This window comes from Candidatus Neomicrothrix sp. (assembly GCF_035329545.1).
GTDB lineage: Bacteria > Actinomycetota > Acidimicrobiia > Acidimicrobiales > Microtrichaceae > Microthrix > Microthrix subdominans.
Genome location: NZ_DAOLGP010000026.1, coordinates 40,073 through 59,107, shown reverse-complemented (window position 1 = coordinate 59,107; position 19,035 = coordinate 40,073). Strand labels below are relative to the sequence as shown.

At 70.4% G+C, this 19,035-nt stretch carries 17 protein-coding genes; 6 read left to right on the top strand and 11 right to left on the bottom strand.

Annotated elements, in window-relative coordinates:
* Nucleotides 1-28 precede the first annotated feature (28 nt).
* Both PKD89_RS13900 and PKD89_RS13895 read right to left on the bottom strand, forming a co-directional pair.
* Nucleotides 29-1,090 (bottom strand): DUF3152 domain-containing protein, encoded by a 1,062-nt coding sequence (locus tag PKD89_RS13900; RefSeq protein WP_289012188.1) that lies wholly within the window; start codon nt 1,088-1,090, stop codon nt 29-31.
* A 23-nt stretch (nt 1,091-1,113) separates the two neighbouring features.
* A complete protein-coding gene (locus PKD89_RS13895; protein ID WP_289012189.1) occupies nt 1,114-1,893 on the bottom strand; it encodes a class I SAM-dependent methyltransferase in 780 nt (259 codons plus the stop codon).
* 77 nt (nt 1,894-1,970) lie between these two features.
* Here PKD89_RS13895 and PKD89_RS13890 point away from each other — a divergent pair, with 77 nt between their 5' ends.
* Nucleotides 1,971-2,657 (top strand): metal-dependent transcriptional regulator, encoded by a 687-nt coding sequence (locus PKD89_RS13890; protein WP_287393947.1) that lies wholly within the window; start codon nt 1,971-1,973, stop codon nt 2,655-2,657.
* An 85-nt stretch (nt 2,658-2,742) separates the two neighbouring features.
* Here PKD89_RS13890 and PKD89_RS13885 read toward each other — a convergent pair whose 3' ends face one another.
* The 5 genes from PKD89_RS13885 to PKD89_RS13865 form a co-directional block, all read right to left on the bottom strand.
* Nucleotides 2,743-4,083 carry an ABC transporter permease gene (locus PKD89_RS13885; protein ID WP_324332501.1) on the bottom strand — a complete coding sequence of 447 codons (1,341 nt, stop codon included), beginning with the start codon at nt 4,081-4,083 and terminating at the stop codon, nt 2,743-2,745.
* Nucleotides 4,080-4,784, bottom strand: a complete 705-nt coding sequence (locus PKD89_RS13880; RefSeq protein ID WP_287393943.1) for an ABC transporter ATP-binding protein — start codon at nt 4,782-4,784, stop codon at nt 4,080-4,082. The genes PKD89_RS13885 and PKD89_RS13880 overlap by 4 nt, the downstream gene beginning before the upstream one ends.
* On the bottom strand, nt 4,777-6,060 hold the full coding sequence (locus PKD89_RS13875) for a hypothetical protein (protein WP_289010499.1): 1,284 nt from the start codon (nt 6,058-6,060) through the stop codon (nt 4,777-4,779). Before PKD89_RS13875 ends, PKD89_RS13880 begins: the two co-directional genes overlap by 8 nt.
* Nucleotides 6,061-6,064: 4 nt before the next feature.
* Nucleotides 6,065-7,411 carry a hypothetical protein gene (locus PKD89_RS13870; protein WP_289010500.1) on the bottom strand — a complete coding sequence of 449 codons (1,347 nt, stop codon included), beginning with the start codon at nt 7,409-7,411 and terminating at the stop codon, nt 6,065-6,067.
* A 154-nt stretch (nt 7,412-7,565) separates the two neighbouring features.
* Nucleotides 7,566-8,729: a ferritin-like domain-containing protein gene (locus PKD89_RS13865; RefSeq protein ID WP_289010501.1), complete on the bottom strand. Its 1,164-nt coding sequence runs from the start codon at nt 8,727-8,729 to the stop codon at nt 7,566-7,568.
* A gap of 142 nt (nt 8,730-8,871) precedes the next feature.
* Here PKD89_RS13865 and PKD89_RS13860 point away from each other — a divergent pair, with 142 nt between their 5' ends.
* Nucleotides 8,872-9,519 carry a TetR/AcrR family transcriptional regulator gene (locus PKD89_RS13860; protein WP_289010502.1) on the top strand — a complete coding sequence of 216 codons (648 nt, stop codon included), beginning with the start codon at nt 8,872-8,874 and terminating at the stop codon, nt 9,517-9,519.
* On the opposite strand, the gene PKD89_RS13855 is transcribed toward PKD89_RS13860, so the two are convergent.
* On the bottom strand, nt 9,516-11,678 hold the full coding sequence (locus PKD89_RS13855) for a HelD family protein (RefSeq protein WP_289010503.1): 2,163 nt from the start codon (nt 11,676-11,678) through the stop codon (nt 9,516-9,518). The genes PKD89_RS13860 and PKD89_RS13855 overlap by 4 nt on opposite strands.
* A 151-nt stretch (nt 11,679-11,829) precedes the next feature.
* Between PKD89_RS13855 and hemE the strand changes: the two genes are divergently transcribed.
* The 3 genes from hemE to hemG are packed head-to-tail and all read left to right on the top strand — an operon-like array spanning nt 11,830 to nt 15,377.
* A complete protein-coding gene (gene hemE, locus PKD89_RS13850; protein WP_287379842.1) occupies nt 11,830-12,933 on the top strand; it encodes a uroporphyrinogen decarboxylase in 1,104 nt (367 codons plus the stop codon).
* Nucleotides 12,923-13,879 carry a ferrochelatase gene (gene hemH / locus PKD89_RS13845; RefSeq protein WP_289010504.1) on the top strand — a complete coding sequence of 319 codons (957 nt, stop codon included), beginning with the start codon at nt 12,923-12,925 and terminating at the stop codon, nt 13,877-13,879. Before hemE ends, hemH begins: the two co-directional genes overlap by 11 nt.
* A 13-nt stretch (nt 13,880-13,892) precedes the next feature.
* Nucleotides 13,893-15,377, top strand: coding sequence for a protoporphyrinogen oxidase (gene hemG / locus PKD89_RS13840; protein WP_289010505.1), 1,485 nt, complete (start codon nt 13,893-13,895; stop codon nt 15,375-15,377).
* Nucleotides 15,378-15,423: 46 nt separating this feature from the next.
* On the opposite strand, the gene PKD89_RS13835 is transcribed toward hemG, so the two are convergent.
* Nucleotides 15,424-16,065 carry a class E sortase gene (locus PKD89_RS13835; protein ID WP_324332500.1) on the bottom strand — a complete coding sequence of 214 codons (642 nt, stop codon included), beginning with the start codon at nt 16,063-16,065 and terminating at the stop codon, nt 15,424-15,426.
* Between the two features lie 109 nt (nt 16,066-16,174).
* Nucleotides 16,175-16,675 carry a DUF456 domain-containing protein gene (locus PKD89_RS13830; protein ID WP_324332499.1) on the bottom strand — a complete coding sequence of 167 codons (501 nt, stop codon included), beginning with the start codon at nt 16,673-16,675 and terminating at the stop codon, nt 16,175-16,177.
* Between the two features lie 270 nt (nt 16,676-16,945).
* Between PKD89_RS13830 and lnt the strand changes: the two genes are divergently transcribed.
* Nucleotides 16,946-18,541 (top strand): apolipoprotein N-acyltransferase, encoded by a 1,596-nt coding sequence (lnt, locus tag PKD89_RS13825; protein ID WP_289010310.1) that lies wholly within the window; start codon nt 16,946-16,948, stop codon nt 18,539-18,541.
* Here lnt and dtd read toward each other — a convergent pair.
* Complete coding sequence (gene dtd, locus PKD89_RS13820) at nt 18,516-18,995, bottom strand: D-aminoacyl-tRNA deacylase (protein WP_289010311.1); 480 nt, start codon at nt 18,993-18,995, stop codon at nt 18,516-18,518. The two genes, lnt and dtd, sit on opposite strands and share 26 nt — an antisense overlap.
* Between the last annotated feature and the right edge of the window lie 40 nt (nt 18,996-19,035).

The following is a 19,035-nucleotide window of genomic DNA, read 5'->3' as shown; positions in this document are numbered from 1 at the left end:
CACACCCCAAACCCGAACCACACTCGGGTTACGGGTTACTGACCCACGCTCCTAGCGGGGACTCGTCGAAGTTCCAATCGTCGGCGGGGGCGACCGCTGTGAGGTCGTCGCCGAAAACATCTGGGAACACGTCATCGTCAAGATCCACGGCGTCCGCATCGTCATCGTCGATCACCTCGGCGCGCTTCGAGCGACGACGTGACCAGACCACCGCCAATGCCACGCCGACGAGCACGAGCGCAGCGATGATGCCCAGCGCCAGCAACGGCGCCACCGACGACGAGTCCTCCTTTGGGCCTGCCTGCTTTGAACGTGTCTCGGCCACGTCAGCCGCACCCGCATCGGCCTCGTCAGAGTCGGCCGTGTCGGGTTCGGTCGTCGACGGCGGGGTCGTCGTCGTGGGGGCCTCCGGCTCTGCTGCAGCGACGACACCGCCCCCCGGGTTGACCGAGGGAACGTCGGGTTTCACGTCGGGCATCGGCGCCAGCACGACGGGACGCTGCACCGCCAGGAGAACTTCCCAGTTGAGCGGCCACGGGTTGGCCGTGCATCCCTCGAGGCCGTTTGCTTGGGGCGCCATCAACGCCTCGGGTTCGCCGGGCACCGGACATCGATTGGACGGGTGAAACTGGCTGAGCAGATGGCCGACACCGTGGTTGACGAGGAATTGGCGGTACGTCTCCACGTCAGGCCAACCCTCAGGCGCTGTGCGCCAGCCGTCGGCATTGAGCACCACCACGGGACCGTTCTGGCAGCTCAGCGTTCCACCGGTCTCGATGGGCGCACACAGCTCATCGACGACATCGGGTTCGGCCAGGACCAACCGGTTGGCACTGTCGGGGTCGACGTCGAACGTGAAGCCGGCCTGACCCCAGCCGCGCGGGTCGTTCAACGTCGACATCGTGATCACGGACAACTCGTCGGTGGAGACGTCGTCCACCCGGGATTCGATGGCCAACGCCACCGTCTCCTGGGACGGTTGATTCTGCGCACCGGCCGGCCCAGCGATGCCCAGCACATTGGCCGCCCCGACGGCGGTCACCAGGGCGACGACGATCGACAGCAGCCTGCCGAGGTTCCCGCGGGCCATCGGTCGCTTCCGGAGGGGCCGGATCACGGCCGACACCCGAGCACGAGGAACTCCGGCGTGGTGATGGACGGGTCGAGCGGTCGGTAGGTGCCCGTGTCCGCCGAATGGATCTGGGTCACCTCGAGGCCTGCCCGCTCGACGAGCAGCCGCAGCTCCCGAGGCGTGTAGCAGGTGGTCCACAGGTCGGCCTCGGTGGAACCCCCCACCTCGGACCGGATCTCGGTGCGCTCGTGGTTGACTCCCGAGGCCGCGTCGAAGCGGTCACGCTCCTCCAGGTTGGCCACCTGGAAGTAGGCCGAGAACGCCGAGAAGGCAAACCGTCCGCCCGGACGCAGCGCTCGACGCACGCCGTCGAGGACCGCCAGGTCGGGCTGCAACAGCTGGGGATCGTCGGTATCCACGGCCGGACCACCCAGCCCGAACGCCCCCTGACACAGCGAGATCGCAGCGTCGAAGACGCCATCGAAGTGGAGGGCACGGGCGTCGGCCCGTTGGAAGGTGGCGCCGTCGGGCGCCTCGGCTGTGGCCAGCTGAATGAAACGCTCCGAGATGTCCACGCCGGTGACGCGAACGCCCCGCCGGGCGAACTCGTGGCTGTGGCGCCCCGGGCCACAGCCCACGTCGAGCAGCGTCATCCCCGGCTCGAGGCCGAGCAACGCGATGAGCGAGTCCACCTCCCGCACGGTGCCCTTGGTGAACGAATAGCGCAGGTAGGCGGCACCGAGGTGGTCGGCCAGCCCTTCAAACCAGTGCCCGTCGCTTGGGTCGTCGGCGGGAAGACAGGCCTGTGGGTTGACCGACATCACCGTCCACAGTAGCGAGGGCCAGCGGCCCTCCGGCCAGACGCCCCCGGCCAACCGGGGTGGCCTAGGCTGCTGGCATGCAGACGTCGAGCCGGGGTAACGCCAGACTCAACGAATACCACCCGGCGTTCGAGGAGTACTGCGAGGCGATCTTCGAGCTGCACGAGGACGATGTGGCGGTCATCCAGGCCCGCATCGCCGAGCGCCTCGACGTCTCCCGGCCGGCGGTGTCCGAGATGGTGCACAAGATGGCCGACGAGGGCCTGCTGACCGTCAACCGGGGCAAGATCGCCCTGAGTGTGGAGGGGATGAAGCTGGCCGAACAGGTCGTTCGCCGCCACCGCTTGGCCGAACGGTTTCTCACCGATGTGCTCGGCCTGTCCTGGGCCCTCGCCCACCAGGAGGCCGGCAAGTGGGAGCACGTCATCTCGACCCCGGTCGAGGACGCGATGGCAAAGCTGCTCGGCGATCCGACGACCTGCCCCCACGGCAACCCGATCCCAGGTAGCGATTACCGCGCCCCCGACCTGGTCGCCCTGTCGGAGCTGGCAGTCGGCGACGGCTTCACGATCACCCGCATCCCCGAGGAGCTGGAGTTTGCCAAGGGCATGCTCGAGTTTCTCGAAAGCCACGAGCTGCTGCCCGGAGCGGTCGGCACGCTGGTGGCGCTCTCCCCCGACGGGTCGGCCACCGTTTCGATCGACGACGACACGGTGGGCATCGGATCGTTCGCCTCCGAGCGCATCATGGTGAAGGCCGCCTGAGCGAAGCCGGTTGCACGGAGCCGGCCGAACCGGGCAGGGCTTGAGCGGGTTGAGCTCACGAGAACAGAGCTTGGGCGGGCAGGCCTCAGGTCGCCGAGCGCAGGGCGTCGACCGGCTCGAGGCGGGCGGCACGCCAGGCCGGATAGGCACCGGCGAGTAGTCCCGCAGCGGCCCCGAGAGCGACGGCAACCAAGGGGAGCCACGGGTCGAGCACGGGCGTCCAACCACGGTTGGCCGCCACGGCGACGGTCACCACCACGCCCGTGGCCGATCCGACCATGCCGGCCAGGGTGCCAAGCAGGGCGCTTTCGGCGAGGAACTGGGCGGCGATGTGGCGACGGCCCGCACCGAGGGCCCGGCGCAGACCGATCTCCCCCACCCGCTCGAGTACGGACACCAACGTGACGTTGGCAATGCCCAGTACGCCGACGAGCAGGGCAACACCACCGAGCATGAGGAACAGCCCGGACACGTCCTCGGCCACGCCCCGCCGGACATCGGAGGGCTCCCAGCCGGCGGTGGCGGTGATCAGGTCCGGTTCGTTGGGCGACAGGGCCAACGGCACCTGATCGGCCACCTGCCCCGCTGCGCCGACGTCGGTCTCGGCGACCAGCCCCGACGGGGCGGTCAGCCCCAGTCGGCTGCGCGCCGTACCGTCGGGCACGACGACCGCGTCGAGCAGCTCGCGGCGACGCTCGGCCGTCGAGATGATGCCGATCACCGCATAGGGGTCGTCACCGATCATGATGGCCGGCGACGAGCTCAGCCGGGTGATGCCCAGCTGATCGGCGGCAGCGGCCCCCAGCACCGCTACCTGGTCGCCACGCCGGTCGTGCCCGGCATCAAAGAATCGCCCGGAGCTCAGCCGCCCCCGTATCGCGCGCAGCAGATCGGGCGAGGTTGCGATGACCGGCGGGGCGACGACCGGCGGGGGGCTGGGGGCGGCCACGGGTACAGCGGTGACGGTCTGACCCTGAGCCAACACCACGTCGCTCAGGGTGGCGGCCGCGTCCACTCCCGCCAGCCGGTCAACACGCCGGGGGGCATCCCAGCCCATCGGGTTGCCGACCACCACCCGCTTGGAGCCGTCCGGACCGCCGGGCACGGTGGCCGGCTGGACATCGACGGTCGAGGCGGCCAGCTCGTCGAAGCGATCGACGATCTGTTGGCCTGCGGTGCGGCTGAGCCCGGCGGTCGCCACCAGCGTGACGATGCCGAGCACGGTACCCAACGCGGTGAGCACCGCCCGCCCGGGACGGGCAAAGGCCGAGCTGAGCGCCTCGTCGACCAGGTCGCGCAGGGCCAGCCCCGACCGGGCGGGCGGCTCGCCGGACGTGGTACCTCGCGGCTCGGTCGGGTCGACGGGAGCGTCCGTCGCTACGCCCGCCGACGGCTCCGTCGCCGTCTCGCTCCCTGGCCCGGTCATCCCGCCACCTCGGCTGCCGGCACCCTCAGCGCTCCGTCGCGCATGACGGCGACCGTGTCGCTGCGACGGGCCACGTCGGCCTCGTGGGTCACGACCAGCAGCGTCTGCCCGTCAGCGTGCAACTCCTCCAACAGGTCCATCACCTCGGCGGTGGTGGACGAATCGAGGTTGCCGGTGGGTTCGTCGCACAACAACAACTCGGGGCGTCCGAGCAGCGCACGGGCGATCGCCACCCGCTGACGCTCCCCGCCCGACAACCTGGTGACCGAGGAGTCCAATCGGGCACCCAGGCCCACCCGGACGAGCGCCTCATGGGCCCGAGCCCGCCGATCCCGTCGGGGGCCCCGACGGTACAGGTCGGCGACCATGACATTTTCGGTGGCGGTGCGGGTGCTCAACAGGTGAAAGGACTGGAACACGAAGCCCAGCCGATAGGCGCGAAGGCCGGCGCGACGGGCATCGCTCAGCGAAGCGACATCCACCCCGTCGAAGCGATACGAGCCCTGTGTGGGACGGTCCAGGCAGCCGATCAGGTTCAACAGCGTGGACTTTCCCGAACCGGACGCGCCGGTGATCGACCACCACTCGCCGCGCTCGATACGCAACGACACGTCGGCCACCGCGTGGATCGGCTCCTCGCCGCCCATCGTGGCCCACACCCCGGCCAGCTCGACCAACGCCGGGCTTGCGCTCTCAGCCACGGCTGGGGTCGGCGTCGTCCGGGGTGGACGTCGGCGTCCCATCGGCCGTGCCGACCACCACCTCGTCGCCCGCCTCGAGCGCCCCCTTCCCGGTCGGCGTCACCTCAACCAGCCCACCGGCGGTCAGCCCTGGTTCCACCTCGACCACGGTTGGCGATGCCTGGTCGTCGTCGTTCGACTGCGGCTCGACCACCTCCACCCGGGTGCTGCCGTCGCCGCCGAGCGACAGCGCAGCCGCCGGCACGACGAGCACCTTGTCGTCGGTGCTGCGCACCCGGAGCGTGACGGTGACATCGGCGCCGAAGCTGTTCGCCGGTGGATCGGTGGGGGCGAGCGTCACGGCGTATCGCTCGGGGCCGGCACCACCGGTGCCCGCGCCGGAGGCCACCGCCACCACGGTGGCCTCGAAGGTCTCGCCCGAGTCGGTGAGCTCGACGCTGGCCCGCTGTTTGGGCTTGACCAGCTTGCGGTCCACCTCGGCCACCGATGACCGGATCTGGGGAACCTCGGACCCCAGCGTCATCACCGCCCCGTCGATGCGAGAGCCTCGCTGCACGGCGGCCTTGGCCACCCGGGCCGGAAGCCGGGGTACGAGCACCACCTCGTCGGCGGGCAGCCGGGAACCCACCCTGGCGGTGGCCGCATCCAGCGCCTGTTCGGCCTTCTTGAGGGCGGCGGCATCGCCCCCCTTGGCCGCCGCCTCGGCCTCGGCATTCAACCGGCCAACCTCCTCGGTCACCTCGGGCGGGGCACCGATCGGTGCGAACTTCCGGTCGGTGTACAGGCGATCGAGGGCGGCGGAAGTGTCGGCGTCCCAGGTGTCGTCGGCCGCCTTGGCGAAGTACCCCAGCCGTCCCAATGCCTCCTCGATCAGCCGCACGTCGTCGCCCAGGTCGCCGGGGCCGAGGTCGCGGTACATCGGCAGGTCACCGACGAGGGCGATCACCGGGCGGTTGCCCACCTCCAAGATCACGTCGCCCTCGTTGACGGTGTCGCCGACGGCGGGGGCCGAGACAACCACGTCGTCGGCGGGACCGATGCTCGAAGCCGCCAGCGTCACCTCGGTGGAATCGACCGCACCAAGCGTGCCCCGGATCCGCAGATCGGCCGAGAGCACCCTGCGTTCCACCGGCACGGTGATCGGGCCCGACGCCGGCGGTTGGGCATCGAGGGCAGCGTCGGCCGGGGACTCGATACGGCGGCCGACCAACACGCCGATGAGCACGGCCACCACCGACAGCACGACCGCGCCGATGGCGATTCGGCGCGGTGTCACCGGCTCAGCCCAACCCGGACAGCTTGGCCAACTCGTCGAGCAGGTCGCCGTTGCGGTCGACGAAGCGTTGCTCGGCGGCGCTGCGCACCTCCAGGTAAACAGGCCGGAAGTACTCGGCCTGGCAGTCGCGGTCGTCTGCGGCCATCGCCAGCTCGTCGGCCTGCAGTTGCTTGAGCTGGGCCAGGTCGACGTCGGCCGGGTCGAAGGCCCGCTCGTTGGATGCGGCGTTCCCGGCTCCGGCCTCGTCGTCATCGCCGGCGACCACTTCGGAGTCGCCCCCGGCTCCCGGGTCGGTTCCTCCGTCGGCGGGCTTGTCCTGCTGGGACTCGTCGCCGCTCTGCTCCGCTCCGGCGTCAGCGGGCACGCTGGTGACGCCGCCCAGGTCGGGCTTGGGTGATTCGGTGCTGGCGAACAGCACTTCATCGAGCCGTTCGGACAGCTGCGCCTCGGGGTCGTCCACCGTCGTCACCCGATGGCCGGACCGGCCCATGCACTCGGCCCACCCCTTCTGAGCCTGCTCGAGCTCCGGCGACGACTTAATCAGGTCGGCGGTCGAGTTAATGCCCAGATCGGTCGACGCCTGGTTGAGCTTGGTCGACAGTTGCTCGAGCCGGACGAGATCCTTGGAGTTGTCCGCATTCATGCCGGCCAGCGTGCAGGAGCCAACCAGCTGTTCCAGCCCGGGGTCGTCGGCACCCTGGGCGCCACCATCGGGGTTGGCGTCGGCGTCGAGGTCGGACTGCGAACCGGCGTTGGGGTCTTCTGAACCGGCCGAGTCCGCAGCGCCTCCGGCCGCCGCAGCGTCACCGGGGATCGTTGGCTCGGCGCCCTCGGCAGCGAACTGGCCCATCTGGCCCGCCAGGTCGGGACCGAACAGGTCGGTGTAGTAGCGGGACTGCTCCTCGGGCGACAGCGAGTCGATGAAGTCCTGGTTGGGGTCGTCGCCGCCGGAGAACACGCCGGTGGGAGCGCCATCGGCGTAGCCGCCGTCGTCGGCATAGATCGTGGAGATGCCGTACCCCCAGCGGGTACGGAACTCCTCGTCGAACAGGTCGGCATACTCGTCCACCGCGCCGAGTTCATCCTCGATGCCGCCGGGGACCTTGACCGGCGTGTATTCCCAGCCGCGGTCGGCCATGCACTGGGCCACCTGCTTCTGCTGTTCGCTCACCAGCTTGGAGGCATCGCCCAGGTTGAGCGCCTTTGCCAGGGGAGAGGAGTAGGTCAGCTCGCCGTCCGGGGTGGACCGGTCGCCGACGGTGGCATCGTCGTCGCCTCCCGAGCATCCACCGAGCAGCAAAGCGGCGCTGGCCACCGCGGCGGCGATCACCGATGTTGTGGTTCTTTTCACGGGTGCCTCGTCGCCATCGAGCCTGTCCGGCTAGCGGGCCATCGGATCAAGGTTAGTTCACTTGTGGGCTGGTTCCGATCAACGCAGGCCACCGTGGCGACGCTGGTCGCAGTCCTTGCACCCAGTTGAGGGAACAGCGGGTGTCGGCCTGCGCCTAGCCCGCTTCCGCCTTGGCGTCCGCCTCGAAAGCGTCGAGGTTGGCGTACTCCTCGGAGGTGTCCACCCAGTCCTCGAACTCGATCACGCCCAGCTCCTCGAAGCGCCGGCGCAGCCAGCCGCCCGAGGCGTCGAGCAGGCCCAGCTTCTTGGTGTTGGGCACGATCTTGGAAAACAACAGCTGCTGAAACATCGTCTGTGCCGGCGGCGGGTGCTCGGCCATCAGCTTCAGCACGGCGCGAGGATCGACACCCATGCGCTCCCACACGTCCACCATGAAGAATCGGTTGCGCAGCCGCTCGGCCGACTCGAAGGTGAACTCTTGGCGCTCACGCAGCTCGGCGTCGGATAGCCCCTCGTAGTACTCGCGCAGGGTGAGCACGCCGAAGGCAACGTGGCGCGCCTCGTCGGACATCACGTAGCGCAACAGTCGCTTGAGCAGCGGCTCCGACGTCGTGTGGTGCATCGCACCGAACGCCGCCAACGCCAGGCCCTCGACCATGATCTGCATGCCCAGGTAAGTGAGATCCCAGCGGGAGTCCGACAGGGTGTCGGTGATCAGGGCCCCCAGGTTGGGATTCATCGGATAGTCGCCGCCGAGCTTCTCGTGCAGGTAGCGGGCAAAAACTTCAACATGGCGAGCTTCGTCGACCGTCTGGGTGGCCGCGTAGTACTTGGCGTCGATCCACGGCGTGGTGGCAGTGACATACCCGGCCACCATCAGCGCGCCCTGCTCACCGTGGAGAAACTGGCTGAGCTGGAAGCGCTGCATCTCGACCCCGACCTGGGTCCACTCGTTCAGGCCGAAGTTCTTGAAGGGCGAACCGGAGACACCCTGGAGCATCTTGAAGCGCTCCATCGAGAACTTCATCAGGTTCTCGGCCACATGTTCTGGGTCGACGTCGATGCTCCAGTCCAGGTCGGTGGCACCGTTCCACTGCGAGGTCTTGGCCTTTTCGTACAGTTTGGACAGCGCCGGGCGGGTCCGCTCGTAGTCCCAGGTGAACAGGGCGTCGGCGTTCAGCTCGACGGCACGGCCGACATCGTCGGCCCAGCCGTCGTCGTCGTAGGCGGACATGATGTGGTCGACGTCGTCGACGTCGCCCATCGGTCGCGCCGCAAACTCGTCGTCCGAAGTTCCAGGCGTCACGGTTGCGGTCATGTGATCTCTCTCCCCCGAGGCGATCGTGTGTGCGCATCTCGAACGTGGCGCCGGTGCGGACGCCTACCTCCACTGCTTCCCCCAAAGTACGCCGTACAGGCCGACCTTTGCACAACCACTGAGGGCAGGAGAGACTCCATCGGTGGCTCCCATCGACACAACCACCGGGATCCCCGGCGAGGGCGGCACCTCTCCGCTCCCGGAATCAGCGGGGGCGACGAAGGCGCGCACACCTCTCACGCTGGACCGCATCGTCAGGACGGCGATCGACCTGATCGAGTCCGAGGGGCCGGACGCCCTGTCGATGCGGCGCCTGGCCACCCGCTTGGGTTCATCGCCCATGGCCACCTACCACCACGTCGCCGACCGCACGGCGCTGCTGGAGGCGATCGCCCTCCACGTGATCACCGAACTCACCACGGAGAGCGTCGAGGCGGACGATCCACCCCAGCCTCGGCTGGAGCCGGACTGGGCGGAGGTGATTCGGGCCACCGCCAAGGGGGCGCTCGTGCTGTCGCGGCGCTACCCGGCCACGTTCGCTGCGCTGCTGCGCTGGCGCCCCACTGCGCTGGTCAGTGGCGTACTCGGCGTCTCCAGCAACCTGGTCGCCGGCGGCCTCGACGAAGCCTCCGCCCGCATGGCTGTGCGCACCGTGACCCGCTACATGATGGGCACCGTGATGGGCGAGGGGGCATCTGCGAGCACGGGGCTCAGCCGAGAGGAACTGGACGAATCGTTCGAGTTCGGCATCGAGGCGCTGCTCGACGGCATGGCCAGGCGCCTGGCCTAGGACCGCTTGCCACCCGAACCGAGGAGCACCTCGGGCAGGGGTCGCTCGTGCACCAGCGACAGTCGGCGGGTGGCGCGGGTGAGCGCCACGTACAGCGCTTGGGGGCCCCGATCGTCGGCCTCGAGGATGTCGGCCGGTTCGACGACGATCACCGAATCGAGCTCCAGGCCCTTCACCATCCGCACGACGACGACGGTCACCTGCTCGTCCAGCCCGTGGCGGGTCGCCCGGCCGAAGTCGACCCCGGCGTCGGTCAGCGCCCGCTCGCAGCGCTCGAGCCAGGCGTCGGCGCAGACGACGGCCACGCTTCCCTGGCCGACTGCGTTGACCTCCCGGCGGACCGCCCCGACCAACACGTCGGCAAAACGCGAGCTGCCCGAAAAATCGTCGACCCGCTCGACCACCGGCTCGTCGCCGAGCTCACGGATCGAGCTCGGCGGCGCCAGCCCGGGCGCGGCCAGCGGTAACAACTGCGCCGCCAGTTCCATAATCGGTCCGGGCAGGCGATAGCCGGTACGCAGCTCCACCCTGCGGGCCGGGCGACGCTGCGGCAGCGCCTCCAGCACCTCATCCCAATCGTCGTGGGCCCACGGCGACGTCGCCTGGGCGATGTCGCCCACCACGGTCATCGAACCGCCCAGGCTTCGCCGGCGCAGCGTCCTCAACTCCATTGGGGACAGATCCTGGGCCTCGTCGACCAGGATGTGGCCATAAGTGCGGATCACATCGCTCTCGCGCCTTCCCGGCCGAGCGCCGAGGCGCACCAAGGCCTCGTCGAGCACGGGCGCATCAGCGAATGCCCACACCCGCTCGGAGGCATCGTCGTGGTGGGGGCTGATCAGGAGGTCGATCTCGTCGTCGCTCAGGCGGCCGGCCGCGGCCGACGCGATGAGGGCCCGAGAGCTGTACAAGTCGTTCAGCAGCTCCGACGCGCTCAGCACCGGCCACATCCACTCGAGGGCGTATCGCACCTCCTCCATCCTGCGAATGCGGTCGCGCAGGTCCTCCGGCGCGATCGGCTGGCGCGAACGCTCGGCGAGCAGGCCGAAGACCCGCTCCTCGACCATCCGCCGACCGGCATTGTGGCTGCGAACGCGGCTGCGGACGTCGGCCACGATCCGGCGACTTTCCTCCACGCTGAGACGCAGGCGCTGGACGCCGAAGGGCACCACGAGCGGCTCCCGCAGGGCCCGCTGGCGATCCCTGACCGCCCGGCGCACCAACGCCACCATGCGCAGGTCACCCTTGACGCGCGCGACCGGCAGCGGGTCGGAGCTGGCCACCCGGGTGTCGGGGATCAGGTCGCCGATCACGGCGGTGTGTACGCCGGCCTCGCCGAGGGACGGCAGAACCTGGTCGATGTAGGACAGGAACAGGCGGTTGGGACCGACGACCAGCACCCCCTGGCCCTCGAGCGGGAAGCGATGGGTGTAGAGCAGGTAGGCCGCTCGGTGCAGGGCCACGACCGTCTTGCCCGTTCCCGGCCCACCCTGCACGATGAGCACCCCCGGCAGCGGCGCCCTGATCACCTCGTCCTGTTCGCCCTGGATGGTGGCGACGATGTCGGACAGCTTGCCCGACCGGCGCTCCTCCAGCGCCGCCACCAACGCCCCGTGGCCCTGCACCGAACCGTGGTCGAGCGCCTCGGCCGCCGAGCCGAACAGCTCGTCGTCCATGCCGAGCAGCGCCCGACCCCGCACAGCGAAGTGACGGCGACGGACCAGCCCCATCGGGTCGGAGGCAGAGGCGCGGTAAAAGGGTTCGGCCACGGGGGCCCGCCAATCGACGACGACAGGGTTCTGGGCTTGATCGGCCACCGAGATGCGGCCGATGTAGTAAGGCTCGGCACCGTCGGGCGGGGGGTCGCCCCTCGTCAGCGGTTGATCCAGGTGTCCCTCTGGGTCGGCGCCGTTGGCGGCGACGTCATCACGGTCGATACGGCCGAACATCAAGGCGCTGTCGCCAAGTTCGAGGTGAGCCAACCGGGCGGCGACGCGATCCCAGATCACATCGCGCTCGTATCGGGCCTGGAACGTGCCGCCGGGTTCGTGCACCACGGTGTCGCGCACCTCTTCGGCGGCCCGGCGGGTGGCGTCCAGGCACTCGTAGGCGAAGTCGATGTAGGCCTGCTCGGCCTCCAATTGAGGGTCTCGGCTCACGAGAACGGCGATTCCTCCGATGGGCGAATTCGTCCGACGATTGCGACGGGGCCGAATTGAGGGACAGAGCAGCCTACCGGGCCCGGCGGCGCCACCGCGGCACGCCACCGGGTCCAATCCGCCGTCCCCCGGCAGTAGGATGCGGGCCGATATGCCCGCTGAGCCCCCCACCTCCGAACCCACGCCCTCACCGTTTTTGGAAGCCGCCCGTGGCGGCTGTCCCGATCGGGTGCCGATCTGGTTCCAGCGTCAGGCCGGCCGTTCGCTGCCCGAGTACCGGGCGGTGCGGGGCAGTGGATCGATCACCGAAGCCATCCTCCAGCCGGAGCTGGCCGCCGAGATCACGTTGCAGCCGGTACGCCGCTACGGGGTGGACGCCGCCGTGCTCTTCAGCGACATCGTTACCCCGGTCCACGCCATCGGGGTGGACATCGACGTCGTGCCGGGCATCGGGCCGGTGGTCGAACAGCCTTTTCGCAGCCGGGCCGACCTCGGCCGTCTCCGCCCCCTCGACCCGGAGGCGGATACCCCGTACGTACTCGAGACGATCAAGGCGGTCATCTCGGCCACCGATGTCCCGTTGATCGGCTTCGCCGGCGCCCCTTTCACCGTGGCCAGCTACCTGATCGAGGGGCGCCCGTCGCGCACCTACGGCGCCACCAAAGCCCTGATGCTCGGTGACGAGGCCCTCTGGTTCGACCTGATGGAGGCCCTTGGCGACCTGGCCATCGCCTCGATCCGCTCCCAGGTGAACGCCGGCGCCCGGGCGGTGCAGCTGTTCGATTCCTGGGCCGGCGCCCTCACGCCCGCCCACTACCGCCGCTACGTGCTGCCCACCTCCCAGCGGGTCTTCGCCGAGCTGGCCGACCTCAACGTGCCCCGCGTGCACTTCGGTGTTGGCACCGGCGAGCTGCTCGGCCTGTTCGCCGAGGCCGGCGCCGACATGATCGGCGTCGACTGGCGGGTGCCGCTCAGCGAGGCCAGAAAGCGGGTCGGTGGCCTCCCCGTCCAGGGCAACCTCGACCCGGCGGTCGTGCTCGCCGGCGTCGAGCCCACGCTGGCCGAGGCCCGCGAAGTGCTCGGCCAGGCGGGGCCCGGTGGCGCCCACGTGTTCAACCTCGGGCATGGAGTACTGCCCGAGACCAACCCGGAGGTGCTCGAAGCGCTGGTCGAGTTCGTCCACGCCGAGGGCCGCACCATCGCCGAGGCCGGGCTGACCGCAGACGGAACGGGAGATACATCCAATGGCTCATGACGCAGAGCGGGTGCGAGGTGCCCTGATCATGGCGTACGGCTCGCCGGGGTCGCCCGAGGAGATCGAGTCCTACTACACCCACATTCGCCGGGGACGCCCGCCCACCGACGAGGCGCTCGCCGACCTGCGCGGTCGTTACGAAGCGCTGGGCGGCACCTCCACGCTGCGACGCCGGACCGCCGACCAGGTGTCGGCGATCACGCTGTCGCTGCAGCACGATCAACCCGGACGCTGGGTGACCGCACTGGGCCAGAAGCACGCTGCCCCCTTTGTCGAGGACGGCGTGGCCCACCTGCTCGAGGTCGGCGCCACCGACATCGTCGGCCTGGTGCTCGCACCGCACTACTCGGCCGCTTCGGTCGGGCAGTACCACGATCGGGCTCGGGCGACCTGCGCCGAGGCCGGCATCGGCTACGCCGGGATTCACTCCTGGTGGGGCGTCGACACCTACCGACGCTTTCTCGCCGACGAGGTCATCGAGGCGCTCGACAAGCTGCCAAACGCCACCAAGGTGTTGATCACCGCCCACTCCCTCCCCTTGCGGGTGCTCGAGGGCGACCCCTACGTCGACGAGCTCACCGCCTCGGCCACAGCGATCGCCGAGGCGGCCGGGCTGAGCGCCGACCGTTGGGCGCTCGGTTGGCAGTCCGCTGGACGCACGCCCGAGCCGTGGGCGGGCCCCGACATCCTCGACGAGCTCCGCACCCTCGCCGACGACGATGAGGTGGACGGCGTCCTGGTCGTGCCCCAGGGGTTCACGGCCGATCACCTCGAGGTTGCCTACGACCTCGACATCGAGGCATCACAGCTGGCCGACTCGCTCGGGCTGGCCTTCGCCCGCACCTCGGTGGTGAACGACGACGTGGCGGTGATGGCCGATCTGGCCGAGCTGATCCACGAGCAGACGCCCGAGCGGGGCGTCCCGTCCTCCGCGCTCGAGACCTGATGGGCCGACCCCGATGGCTGATCGGCCGACCTCGATGACAGGCGCCCGCCAGCGGTTGGTGATCGTCGGCGGCGGCATCTCCGGGCTGGCCGCCGCCTGGGAGGCCAGCATCGGCGGCACGCTCGACGTCACCGTGCTCGACGACGGCGGGGCGGCGGTCGTCCCTGCCGGTTCCCGGCCGGACATCGGGGGGAAGCTCCGCACCTCGCCGGTGGGCGGGGTGGCCACCGACGAGGCGGCGGACATGTTCCTCGCCCGGGTGCCCGAGGGCCTGGCCCTCGCCGACGAGCTCGGTCTGAGCGACCGCCTCACCGCACCGGTCGCCGGCGGCGCCGCCATCTGGATGGACGGGGCCGCCCACCCGATGCCGACCGGGCTGGTGCTCGGCGTCCCCACCGACCCGCACGCGCTGGGTGGCTCGGCGCTGCTCGAGGCCGACGACGTCGAGGCGGTGCGCTCGGAGCTGGTGCGCACCGGTCGACCGGTGGTCGAGGACCGCTCGATCGGTTCGCTGATCAGGGAGCGCCTCGGCGACCGCATCGCCGATCGGCTGGTGCAGCCCCTACTCGGCGGGATCAACGCCGGGGTGATCGACCGGCTCAGCCTGGCCGCCGTGGCGCCCCAGCTCGACGTCGCCGCCCGGTCGGGTCCTTCGCTCACCGGAGCGCTGGCCACCACCCGACGAGCCGCCGGACCGCCCTCGACGGCGCCCGCCTTCTACGGCCTTCCCGGCGGGATGACCGAGTTGGTCACCACCCTCCGCACCGCACTGTCCACTCGGGGAGTGCGCCTGCGCGACGCCGTGCGGGTGGAGTCGATCGAGCGCGCCGGCGGCGAGTTGCGAATGGTGGTCGCCTCGACGCGGACCGGCGCCCGGGCAGCGATCGCGGCCGATGCCGTGATCCTTGCCGTACCCGCCGCAGCGGCGGCGGCGCTGCTCGCCCGGACCGAACCGACCGAGCCGAGCCATTGGGCCGGGGCGCCCGAGACCGCAACCATCCTCGGCGAGTTTCACAGCGCCTCGGTGGCGATGGTGCGCCTCGCCGTCCGCCCCGACCGGGTGCGGGCACCCGCAGGGCGGGCGGGGTTGCTCGTGCCGCATAGGTCGGGGTTCGCCACCGTTGCGGTGAGCTACGCCTCGACCAAATGGGCGCACCTGGCCGAGGACGGTCTGGTGCGACTGCGGATCTCGGTGGGCCACGACGACGACCCCGAGTCCCCTCGGCTGCCCGAGGACGAGCTGGTCGACCGTGTGCTGGACGAGGCCCGCACGCTCACCGGGCTGGACGGGCCGGTGGAGCACCACTCGCTGGTCCGCTGGCACGACGCGTTTCCCCAGTACGACGTCGGTCACCTCGACCGCTGCGCGACCGTCGACGCAGCGCTCGCCGAGGAACTACCCAACGTCCTCGTCACCGGCGCGTCCTACCGGGGCATTGGTATCCCGGGGTGCATCCGCCAAGGCCGTCAGGCCGCACGCGCCGCCATCGCCGGCTGAGTCGTCCGGACTGGGACGGGACGGGCGACCGGGCCCCGTCGGCGCCTCAGCTGCTCGACTCGAGGCGAACGACGATGCGCTGGCGGGCCGAACCCGGCGGATGACAGGCGAACAGCGTTGCGGTGGCATCGACGGTCGGGCGGGCGACATCGAGCTGGTCGGGATTGACGATCTCGGTCCCGGTCACCCGATAGGTCACCGCTGAACCGGCCGGCCCAATCGTCGCCTCGTCGCCCACGTTCAGCTCATCGAGGCGGCGGAACGGTGCGCCGTGGGTGGTCCGGTGCCCGGCGAGCACCATGTTGCCCGGCCGGCCGGGCAAGGCCGTCCCCGGCCAGTGACCGACCGCCGATGCCAGCGATGTCAGCTCAACCCCCTCGGCCACGCCGCTGTCGAGGCCGATCGCCGGGATCCGCAGCCGCATCTCGGACCACCGCCGAGCGTCCGGCGCGCTCCCCGCAGCGCGCCGCGGTGTCCCGGCCGGCAACAGCACCCGTGCGGTCTCGCCGCCGTCGTCGGCACCGACGCCGGGCACCGGCACGACGGCGACCGGACCGGCTTGGGAGCGTTCGGGCGTCAGACGCCGAGCGACGACCAGCCCCGCCACCAGCCCCAATGTCACCGCCAGCACCCACGCGATCAGCGCGACGCTGCGACGGGCCCGCCGCTCGCTGCGATGCTCAGCCATGACACCCCCGCTGTCCCCGGGCGATCTGCGGCGCCCGCCGACACCCCACTCCAGCCATGATGACAGCGAACAGCGCCGATCCAAACCGGTAATTCACCGGTCTCGGGACTCAGCCGGCCAGCACCCCCAGCATCCACACACCGGCCATGAGCGCCACCGCCGTCAGCTCGATCAGCATCGCCAATCCCACCGCTCCCAGCGCCGTCCGGGTCGATTGCCAGGCGAGCGAGTGCGCGCGTAGCCGGGCCCACTCGGCCAAGTAGACGCCGAGCACGAAGCCGATCGGGGCACCCACCACCGGCACGACGAAGAACCCGACCACGCCGAGCACCCCTCCGACCAAGGTCGTTGTGTTTGGGACGCCTTGGCCGCTCATCCGACGCGAAGGCACCAGGTACTTGATCACGAAGCCGACGGCGGCGGTCCCGCTGGCGACGAGGAGCACGAGCCAGCCGACGGTTGAGCGCTGGACGATGGCCCACACCAAGATGGCCGCCCAGGCCAAGGCCGTGCCCGGCAGTAGCGGCACGACCACGCCGAGCATCGCCACGACCAGCAACGCTCCAACGGTGACGTCGAGCCACAGGGGCGCACCGGCGGCGGCGATCACCACCAACCACCCACCACGTCAGCCCCAACCGGGGAGCCCAAACAACCACCAGACAGCGCTCCCCACTCCCCGGTTCGGCAACGACTCCCAACCCGGGAGCCCAAACAACCACCAGACAGCGCTCCCCACTCCCCAGTTCGGCAAGGACTTCCAACCCGGGAACCCGCACGACCGCCAGACGGAACCTCGACTCCCCGGTTCGGGGCGCTGGTGCAGCAGCTCTGCGTGTCGGGGTACCCGCTCATCGGGACAGTCTGGTGTACTGATCCGGTGCTGGACGCCCAACCACCCGACTTCTCCGAGACCCCGTCCACCGAGACGCAGCCGACCGAGCCCGCCGATCCATCCGAACCGGGCGATGGCTGGGCGCCCGCCCGGCCCCTGGCCATCGCCGGGTCGTTGACTGCCGGCGTTGCCGTCGCTGCCGGGCTTCCTCCCTGGGGCTGGTGGCCGATCACCCTGCTCGGGCTGGCCGCTTGGGCGGCGCTGCTCGCCGGGGCCTCACCCCGGGCGCGGTTCTGGCGCAGCTTCGGGGTAGGTGTCGGCTGGTTCGCCCCGTCGCTTCTGTGGATGGTCACCTTCACGCCTCCCGGGTACGTGATCGCCATTGCGGTGTTCTCCACCCTGCTCGGCCTTGCCGGCCTGGCCACACCCCCCGGCCGGGCCCGGGCGCTGGCGCTGCCCGCCGCCCTGGCCATCACCGAGCTCGTCCGCTATCACGCCCCCTTCGGCGGCGTCCCCTTGTCGATGACCGCTCTCACCCAGGCCGAGGGACCTCTCGCTCCGATCGCCCGGCTGGGTGGTCCGCTGCTCTTGACGATCGGCATCGCCGCCGTCGGCGTGGGGCTGGAAGCCGCCATCCGGCGACGCTGGACACACGCCGCCGCCGCCATCGCCCCGGTGCTGGTGATCGCCGTGCTTGGCGCGATGGCCCCCTCCGGCAACGCCGTGCGACCCTTGCGGGTCGCCATCGTTCAGGGCGGCGGCCCGCAGGGCACGGTGGCGTTGAACACCGACCCGGCCGACGTGTTCGACCGCCACCTCGAGGCCAGCCGCTCCGTACCGGGCGACGGTGCCGTCGACCTGGTGCTGTGGCCGGAGAACGTGGTGAACGTCAGCAACAAGCTGGCGACCGACTCGGTGGATCCGGTGCTGGCCGCAGAGGCCCGCCGTCTGGACGCGCCACTCGTCGTCGGCGTGGTCGAGAGCGTCGATGCCGACCAATTCGCCAACTTCTCGATCGTCTACGGCCCCGATGGCAGCACCGGGTCGCGCTATGACAAGCAACGACGGGTGCCCTTCGGTGAGTACGTGCCGTTCCGTCCGCTGGTCGAGCCATTCGGCGGAGGGTTGCTGCCCACTCGCGATCAGCTGCCGGGAACCGGCCCGGCGGTGCTCGACCTGCCATTGGCCGACGGCACCGATGTGAAGGCGGCGACGTTGATCAGCTGGGAGGTGTTCTTTCCCCGGCTGGTGCGCGAGGGGGTGGCGGCGGGAGCGGAGCTGGTGATCAACCCAACCAATGGTGCGTCGTATTGGCTCACGCTGGTGCAGTCCCAGCAGGTGGCCAACAGCCGACTGCGGGCGATCGAGTCCGGCCGATGGGTGCTCCAGGCCGCCCCGACCGGCTTCTCGGCCGTCGTCGACCCCGCAGGCGACGTCATCGCCCGCACGGCAGTCTCCGAAGAGCGCGTGCTGATCGAGACGATCCAAGCGCGCAGCGGCGACACGATCGCCCAGCGAACCGGCTTGTTGCTGCCGTGCCTGGCCTCCGCAGCGCTCCTGCTCGCCGCCTGGGCGATCGCCACCCCGGGCGGGCGCAACCGGTTGACCGCTCGATTCAGTCGACGTCGAGGATCACGGTAAACGGGCCGTCGTTGGTCAGGGTGACCGCCATGTCGGCGCCGAAGCTGCCGGTCGCCACCTCGGCACCCAGCCGGACCAGCTCGGCGGCCACCTCGTCGACGAGCGGTTCGGCAACCGGCCCGGGGGCGGCGGCCGAATAGCCCGGTCGGCGCCCCTTGCGGGTATCGGCATACAGGGTGAACTGGCTGATGACGAGCACGCCCGCCGGCTCGCCGGCTTCGACCAGGTCGGACGCCGACCGTTCGCCGCCGGTGCCGGCGAGAGCAACGTCGAACCCGGCAACAGGGTCGAAGATCCTCAACCGCCACATCTTGGCGGCCAGGCGCCGGGCCAGCTCGGGAGTGTCGTCGTGGGTCACCCCAACCAGCGCGCACAGCCCCGGCCCGATCTGACCGACGCACGCTCCGGCGACGTCGACTCGGGCTTCGCCGACCCGCTGAACGACCGCCCTCATCGGCCCCGCCTTCGCTGTGACGAGCGCCCCGGGATTGACC

Bases quoted from the DNA above. Each gene is read 5' to 3' on its own strand.
- PKD89_RS13900 (WP_289012188.1), bottom strand. From the start codon at position 1,090: ATGGCCCGCGGGAACCTCGGCAGGCTGCTGTCGATCGTCGTCGCCCTG.
- PKD89_RS13895 (WP_289012189.1), bottom strand. From the start codon at position 1,893: ATGTCGGTCAACCCACAGGCCTGTCTTCCCGCCGACGACCCAAGCGAC.
- PKD89_RS13890 (WP_287393947.1), top strand. From the start codon at position 1,971: ATGCAGACGTCGAGCCGGGGTAACGCCAGACTCAACGAATACCACCCG.
- PKD89_RS13885 (WP_324332501.1), bottom strand. From the start codon at position 4,083: ATGACCGGGCCAGGGAGCGAGACGGCGACGGAGCCGTCGGCGGGCGTA.
- PKD89_RS13865 (WP_289010501.1), bottom strand. From the start codon at position 8,729: ATGACCGCAACCGTGACGCCTGGAACTTCGGACGACGAGTTTGCGGCG.
- hemE (WP_287379842.1), top strand. From the start codon at position 11,830: ATGCCCGCTGAGCCCCCCACCTCCGAACCCACGCCCTCACCGTTTTTG.
- hemH (WP_289010504.1), top strand. From the start codon at position 12,923: ATGGCTCATGACGCAGAGCGGGTGCGAGGTGCCCTGATCATGGCGTAC.
- hemG (WP_289010505.1), top strand. From the start codon at position 13,893: ATGGCTGATCGGCCGACCTCGATGACAGGCGCCCGCCAGCGGTTGGTG.
- PKD89_RS13835 (WP_324332500.1), bottom strand. From the start codon at position 16,065: ATGGCTGAGCATCGCAGCGAGCGGCGGGCCCGTCGCAGCGTCGCGCTG.
- dtd (WP_289010311.1), bottom strand. From the start codon at position 18,995: ATGAGGGCGGTCGTTCAGCGGGTCGGCGAAGCCCGAGTCGACGTCGCC.